General features: G+C 69.0%; 5 protein-coding genes and 2 pseudogenes. 1 reads left to right on the top strand and 6 read right to left on the bottom strand.

Annotation, left to right across the window (positions count from 1 at the left end; all coding sequences use genetic code 11):
* Positions 1-76: 76 nt before the first annotated feature.
* The 3 genes from ACFQ36_RS19525 to ACFQ36_RS19535 all read right to left on the bottom strand — a co-directional run bounded on the left by ACFQ36_RS19525 (position 77) and on the right by ACFQ36_RS19535 (position 2,689).
* Positions 77-1,498 (bottom strand): DUF6421 family protein, encoded by a 1,422-nt coding sequence (locus tag ACFQ36_RS19525; RefSeq protein WP_377016668.1) that lies wholly within the window; start codon positions 1,496-1,498, stop codon positions 77-79.
* 256 nt (positions 1,499-1,754) lie between these two features.
* Complete coding sequence (gene msrB / locus ACFQ36_RS19530) at positions 1,755-2,186, bottom strand: peptide-methionine (R)-S-oxide reductase MsrB (RefSeq protein WP_377016670.1); 432 nt, start codon at positions 2,184-2,186, stop codon at positions 1,755-1,757.
* Positions 2,187-2,200: 14 nt separating this feature from the next.
* Positions 2,201-2,689, bottom strand: a complete 489-nt coding sequence (locus ACFQ36_RS19535; RefSeq protein ID WP_377016662.1) for a hypothetical protein — start codon at positions 2,687-2,689, stop codon at positions 2,201-2,203.
* A gap of 96 nt (positions 2,690-2,785) precedes the next feature.
* Here ACFQ36_RS19535 and ACFQ36_RS19540 point away from each other — a divergent pair, with 96 nt between their 5' ends.
* Positions 2,786-4,033, top strand: a complete 1,248-nt coding sequence (locus ACFQ36_RS19540; RefSeq protein ID WP_377016664.1) for an alpha/beta hydrolase family protein — start codon at positions 2,786-2,788, stop codon at positions 4,031-4,033.
* Positions 4,034-4,115: 82 nt separating this feature from the next.
* Here the strand turns inward: ACFQ36_RS19540 and ACFQ36_RS19545 are convergent.
* From ACFQ36_RS19545 to ACFQ36_RS19555, 3 genes and pseudogenes are all read right to left on the bottom strand, one after another.
* A pseudogene (locus tag ACFQ36_RS19545) lies at positions 4,116-4,418 on the bottom strand (phage holin family protein); the annotation flags it as partial.
* Between the two features lie 78 nt (positions 4,419-4,496).
* Positions 4,497-5,600 (bottom strand): YihY/virulence factor BrkB family protein, encoded by a 1,104-nt coding sequence (locus tag ACFQ36_RS19550; protein ID WP_377016666.1) that lies wholly within the window; start codon positions 5,598-5,600, stop codon positions 4,497-4,499.
* A gap of 310 nt (positions 5,601-5,910) precedes the next feature.
* Positions 5,911-6,441, bottom strand: a pseudogene (locus ACFQ36_RS19555) (hypothetical protein); the annotation flags it as partial.
* Positions 6,442-6,742 lie beyond the last annotated feature (301 nt).

Genomic DNA, 6,742 nt, shown 5'->3' on the forward strand with positions numbered 1-6,742 from the left:
AGCGCGGCGGACACCGCGGTGCCGGAGGCGCCGGCGGCACCGGCGACCAGCACGCGCACTCCGGCCAGGGGCCCGCTCACGCGGCCGGCTCCTTCAGTGCGTTGTCGGTGCTGCCGGTGATGCCGGCGGTGGATTCGATGACCGGACGCAGCTTCCTGGCCAGCGCCTCGTAGAACATGGACAGCGGGAACTCGTCGTCGAGCACCTGGTCGGTGAGCTCGCGGGGCAGGCCGCCCAGCGGCAGCGCATCCGGGCCCTTGGCCCAGACCGAGGCCGGGTGCGGGGTGAGGGTCCTGGTGAGCAGCTGGTAGGCGGCGAGCCAGTGCGCTACCTTGGGCCGGTCGATGGACCGCCAGTACAGGTCCTCAATCTCCTGGCCCAGGGCGATAACGGCGTCCGGTACCGAGTCCCAGTCGAGGGACAGCTTGCCGTCGGTCCAGTGCAGCACCCGGTGCTGATGCATCCAGGCAAAGAGCAGCTGCCCGCCCAGGCCGTCGTAGTTGCGCACGCGGCTGCCGCTGATGGCAAACCGGAAGATCCGGTCGAAGACTACCGCGTACTGGACCAGCGCGGCGTGCGTGCGGGCCTCCTTCGGAGCATTGGCATCATGCTGGATGTGCACGGCTTCGCGGAAGGCGGTCAGGTCGCAGCGCAGTTCCTCCAGCGAGTAGAGGAAGTACGGCATGCGCTGCCTGATCATGAACGGATCGAAGGGCAGGTCCCCGCGCATGTGGGTGCGGTCATGGATCAGGTCCCACATCACGAAGGTCTCTTCGGCCAACTGTTGGTCCTCCAGCAGGACCGCGGCTGCCTCGGGCAGCTCGAGCGAGGTGATCTCCGCGGCGGCGCGCAGCACCCGGCGGAAACGGGCCGCCTCGCGGTCGGCGAAGATGGCGCCCCAGGTGAAGGCGGGGGTTTCGCGCATGGCCACGGTCTCCGGGAAGAGCACGGCGGAGTTGGTGTCGTAGCCGGGGGTGAAGTCCAGGAAGCGGACGGGCACAAACAGCTTGTTGGCGTAGTCCCCGGCCTCCAGATCGGCGATGAACTCCGGCCAGAGGACGTCCACCAGCACGGCCTCGACGAGGCGGTCCGGGCCGCCGTTCTGGGTGTACATGGGGAAGACCACCAGATGCACCAGCCCGTTTTCGCGGTGCTGCTGCGGCTGGAACGCATTCAGCGCGTCCAGGAAGTCCGGGACGCCGAAGCCTTCGTCGGCCCAGCGCCGGAAGTCCTTGGTGAGCGCGGCCAGGTAGGCGGCGTCGTGCGGCAGCAGCGGGGCCAGTTCGGCCACAGCGTCCAGGATGATCCGGACCTGTTCGGCGGCCGCCGCATGGTCGTTCTGGTCCGGCACGGACCCGTCATGGACCTGCAGCGGCCGGATGGCGGTGGCGGCGGCCTTCAGGCGCAGCCAGGCGGGGTGTGCGGCGATGCCCGCGGCGGCCGGGGTGGAGGGGAAACGCACGGCGGCGGTGCCGGAACCGTCGGCGGTGAGGGTCATGGTGTGCAGCCTTTCGTTGGCCCGGTCCACGCCGGGGCGGTTGGGTAGTTCGTGGACCGAGCGTAGCAACCCAAAAGCACTTCTTACCTCGGGATCAACTATTGATTAGACAATCTTACGCTGGCGGCCAACGCTCGCCGGACATGGAGAAGCCCGGCTCTCGGTGGCCGGGCTTCTGGCAATTTCCCGCGGGGGAGGACATCTGTTGGCCGGTTTCTGCAGGAAGCGGGCATCTGCCGACCAATTTTGGAGGAGGTTATTCCTCGCTGGGGACGAGGGTCAGGGAGATGGAGTTAATGCAGTAGCGCTGGTCCGTCGGGGTGGGGTAGCCCTCGCCCTCGAAGACGTGGCCCAAGTGCGAATCGCACGCGGCGCAGCGGACTTCGATGCGCTCCATGCCCAGCGTGCTGTCGCGCAGGTAGCGCACCCGGTCCTCGGCCAGCGGGGCGAAGAAGGACGGCCAGCCGCAGTGCGAGTCGAATTTCTCCTTGCTGGTGAACAGTTCGGCGCCGCAGGCCCGGCATTTGTACACGCCGGCGGTGTGGGTGTCCCAGTACTTGCCGGTATACGGGCGCTCGGTGCCGGCCTGCCGCAGGACGTGGTACTCCTCCGGGGTCAGCTCCCGACGCCACTGCTCGTCCGTCTTGGTGACGGTGGCCGGGGTGCTTGCTTCGCTCTTGTCGCTCATGCTGTATTCAACGCTCACGAGTCCCCAATGTATCCCGTGCCCGAATACAGGTGCAGGACCGGGATGCCCAGTTTCTCCTGGGCGCGGTTGGCCCAGTCCCGGTGAAAGGTGTCCTCCACCGCGTGCGGCGTGGTCACCACTACCGCCCGGTCCACTTCGTGGCTTTGGACATAGTCCACCAGGGCGGTGACGCCGTCGTCGCCGACCACCTCCACGGTGCCGGGCAGGCCGGCCTGGGCCAGCGCGGCGACGGAGAGCCGCTTGGCCTCGTCCGCCTCCATCCTTGCCTCTTCGGGCTTCGGCTGGCCGTGGAGCAGGTCCCGAAACGCCCGGGCCACCTCCAGCATGCTCAGTCGGTCCAGGAAGTCCAGCATGAGGTTGCGCCGGGTGTCTTCCGGGATCAGGACGGTAAAGGTCGTTCCCTCCCCGGCAAGCAGCTGCAGGTTCCGTACATCGGCCTCGTTCAGCGGCTCTTCGGTGAGGACCACGATCGTTTCGCTCATGCGCCCAGAGTAGCCAGCACCGGTGCACCGGACAACAGCTTCGGCGTACCGCCTGCCGCCCGGGACACCGCGCCGCGATGGGGTATGAATAGTGCTATGAACGTCTTCGCAGGTTCACAGGCTGAAGCCGTCCCGGTGGCCGGGGCGGGGGCGCGCCCGCTGCCGTGGGCCCGCTGGGCACTGCTCGGTGCTGCCGGCGGAGCGGCGGCCGGGTCGCTGGTGGCCGGGGCCACCTCCGGGCTGGCTTCGTACTTTGCCCGCCAGGTGCTCATCCCGGTGCGGGAACGGCCGCAGGATCTGGCGATCCTCGCCGTCGTTGGCTCCGGCGAGGAGCGGGAAATCATCCTGCCGGCCACCGCGGAGACCACCGCCCCCGGGGTGTACAGCGTGTACTTCGACGCCGGAGCCGGCCATGCGCGGATCGGCGAGGTGACCTCGTACTCCCCGCTTGAGGGCACGGTCCAGCGCAAGGTCGAACGTGTCTACTCCGGGAACCTGACCCGCGCCGTGCGCGGCTGGTGGGGCGGGTCGGCGTATCCGGATCCGGACGCCCTCGGCCTGGACAGCGAGGAGGTGCGGATCGCCGTCGAAGGCGGCGACGCGCCGGCCTGGCTGGTCCCGGCCGTGCAGGACGCACGGACTTGGGCGATCATGGTCCATGGCCGCGGCGCCACCCGGAGCGAGGGCCTGCGCGCGGTGCCTACCGTGCGGCGGCTGGGTCTGGCCTCGCTGCTGATTTCCTACCGGAACGACGGCGAGGCCCCGCACGCGCCGGACCGGCGCTACGGGCTGGGCCTGACCGAGTGGCGGGACGTGGAGGCCGCCATCGGCTACGCGCTGGCGCAGGGCGCCGAGGACGTGGTGCTGTTCGGCTGGTCCATGGGCGCGGCGGTGAGCCTGCAGGCGGCGGACCAGTCCGTGTACCGCGACCGGATCCGGGCGCTGGTACTGGATGCGCCGGTGATCAACTGGATGGACGTGCTGGCCTACCAGGCGAAGCTGAACCGGATCCCGGAGACGGTGGGCCGTTTCTCGCAATGGCTGATTTCCAACCGGGCCGGCCGGCTGGTCACCGGGCTGGCCGCACCGGTGGACCTGAAGCTGCTGGACTGGGTGTCCCGTTCGGACCACCTGGCCGTGCCCACGCTGATCCTGCACAGCGAGTACGACGATTTTGTACCCTATGGCCCGTCCGCAGAACTGGCGGAGCGGAACCCGGGACTCGTGACGTTCGAGCGCTTCTCCAGCCCCGGGCACACCAAGGAATGGAACGCGGAGCCCGAGCACTGGGAGCGCGCGGTGACCGAGTGGCTGGGCCGGGTGCTCGGGCTCCGGCGCGCCTGATGCCTCCTGCCGGCCGCCGCCGGTTATGCCTGTGGAACGGGGACGGGGGTGCTCCTGGATGCCCGTGCTCCTTGACCTCTTCGATGTCACGCTTCACGTTCTCCACCGCGGCTTCCGCGGCCTTCGGGATGGCCTGTTTGACTTCCTTCCTGCCGGTCCTTGCCGCGATGCCTGCGGCAAGGAACAGCACGAGGGAAACAATCCGGGCGGCCGCCCGGGCCGGCAGGAGCAGGGACGGGGCCAGGATGAGGGTGGCGATCAGGGCGGCGGTACCAAATCAGACGGGGAACCCGGCTGCGCCGGAAAGCCCCGCGCCGCGTCCGGCGTGCCTGCCCTTTTCCCTAGGTTCGGCCCGGGCCAGCCTCAGTTCGCCGCGGACCAGGCGGGAGGTCTGTTGTTTGCCGACAAGACCGTGTCAACGGCGCCCGGCCGGTCTTCTCCGTGGCGCAGGAGGGGCGCCGGGCTATCTGTCCGGCTCCTTTGCCTGGCCGCCGTGCTGTTCCCTGAGGCTGCGCCCGTGGTCGATGTCTTCCTGTTCCCTAGCCAGCTTTTTCTCGCTCGCCTTGGTGTCCCGGGGCGGGAGCTGGATGCTCTCCTCCGCCTCTATCCCGGCCTGGAGTTGGCGTCCGCGCTCCATCTCGGCGTCGAACTCGGCGCCGAAGAGCAGGGAGAGATTGGCGAGCCAGAGCCACAGCAGCATCACGATGACCCCGCCGATGGCCCCGTAGGTTTTGTTGTAGTGGCCGAAGTTGGCCACGTAGAAAAAGAAGCCCAGCGATGCCAGGGCCAGGACCACGAGCGCGATGAAGGCGCCGATGCTCATCCACCGGAACCTGGGCTGTTTTACGTTGGGGGTGCCGTAGTAGAGGATGGCGATCAGGATGATGGCGAAGATCACCAGCACGGGCCATTTGGCAATGTTCCAGGCAGCCACGGCGGCCTGGCCCAGGCCGGCGGCCTCGCCGATGGCCTGCGCCACCGGTCCCGAGACGATCAGCAGGATCGACATGAGGACGGCGAGCAGCAGCATCACGACGGTGATCAGGAGCATGACGGGGCGGAGTTTCCAGAAGGGGCGGCCTTCCTCGACTTCGTAGATCCGGTTCATCGCGCGCGAGAACGCGCCCACGTATCCGGAGGCGGACCAGATGGCGCCGACAACACCGGCGATCAGGGCCAGGCCGGCGCTTGGTGCGCCGGCGAGCTGTTCGATGGGCTGGCGGACCGCCTGGGCCATGCTCGGGTCCGCGACGCCTTCGATGACCCGCAGCAGGGTCCGGGTGGTCTGTTCGGCCTGCCCGACGACGCCCAGGAGGGAGACCAGGGCCAGCAGGGCGGGAAAGACCGAGAGCACCGCGTAGTACGTCAGGGCGGCGGCGAGGTCCGTGCACTGGTCCTTGGAGAACTCCTTAACGGTGCGCCGGAGGGCGTACTTCCACGACGGTTTCCGCACTTCCGCCGGGCTGTCGGGTTTTCGTTCGTCTTCCGGGCCGGGAGCCTGCCGGCTTTTTGCCAGGCTGTCCCCGTGTCCCCCGGATGCGCCGGCAGGGGCTGGTTCCTGTGGCACGTTTCCTCCCTGATGCCTGACTGGGGGAATTCAAGAGCCGGGCGGCCGGGGCCTGCCTCACCCGCCCATCGGGGCCGGGTCCGCGCAGGTGCCCCGGGCCGCAAACGCGAACGCCTGCAAAGCAAGCCGAGCATGCCTGACAGCAGGGTTCACGGGCGGAAGATACCTCCCCCGGACAGGCGGTGAACCGAACCGGGGAAACGCAGGCTTCTCCCGCCTAACGGCAGACGGCGCGCGTCCACATTTGCCGCAGCCCGGACAGCCCGGCCAGCCCGGACAACCCGGTCTGGCCGGCGGCCCGCCGCTGCTTCTTCAAACCCAGGGCCACGTTCTCGACCCGCTGCATCTCGCCTTGCTTGGCGCCGAGCACGATGACCCATCCGGCGAAGAAAGGAACGGCCCACTGCAGCATCTTCAGCTGTTTCTGCGCTTTGGCCAGTTCTTCGGACGACGCCGGGCCCGGCTCGGTGGCGCCTTCTGCCCCCTCGTGGGAGAGCTTGTCGACCTTCTGCCCGACCAGACCCGCGTACAGGGTGACCGCCGCTCCGGCGAGGGTGACCACGCCCTTGTATACCGACAGGCGCAGCACGCCGTGCTGCTTGGCCATGCGGTCGGCATTGTCCCGGACGAGCGGCACCCAGGACGCCAGGTGGGCCGCGAACGCCGCCGTCTGGAGCGGGGCCCACCGCTTCCAGCCGAGGCTGGACAGGCGGGTCCGCTCCGTCGGGTCCTTGGCGTCGGCGGCGGCACCGTTGAGGCCCACGGCGCCCATGAGGGAACCGCCGAACCAGGCGCCGGCGGTCAGATCGTGGACGGACCGGGCGATGAGGTTTCCTGACATTTTCTTCTCCTGCCTGACGGGACTTGACCGCTGGCGGCCGGCGGCCGCAAACGCCGGACTGTCCGGGCCGGCCCGGCAAGAAACCGCTGAACCGCGGGAAAGGTCCGTGGCCGTGCCGGATCAATCCAACCTAGACCAGCCAACCTAGACCAATGGGCGGCTTTACGGAAGGGGCATCAGCCTGCCCAAGGGTGCCTCGTGCTGCCTGCCGCCGGCGTCGGGCTACAGGTCCGGGCGGCCGGCCATGGCGGAGGAGGCCTGGGCATGCTCGCGCCGGGGGATCCGGCCGGCCCCGGCGGCG

The sequence above is a fragment of the Arthrobacter sp. GCM10027362 genome, assembly GCF_042679445.1.
Lineage (GTDB): Bacteria > Actinomycetota > Actinomycetes > Actinomycetales > Micrococcaceae > Crystallibacter.

Excerpts from the sequence above, each read along its gene's own strand:
- ACFQ36_RS19535 (WP_377016662.1), bottom strand. The coding sequence starts at position 2,689 with ATGAGCGAAACGATCGTGGTCCTCACCGAAGAGCCGCTGAACGAGGCC.
- ACFQ36_RS19525 (WP_377016668.1), bottom strand. The coding sequence starts at position 1,498 with ATGACCCTCACCGCCGACGGTTCCGGCACCGCCGCCGTGCGTTTCCCC.
- ACFQ36_RS19540 (WP_377016664.1), top strand. The coding sequence starts at position 2,786 with ATGAACGTCTTCGCAGGTTCACAGGCTGAAGCCGTCCCGGTGGCCGGG.
- msrB (WP_377016670.1), bottom strand. The coding sequence starts at position 2,186 with ATGAGCGACAAGAGCGAAGCAAGCACCCCGGCCACCGTCACCAAGACG.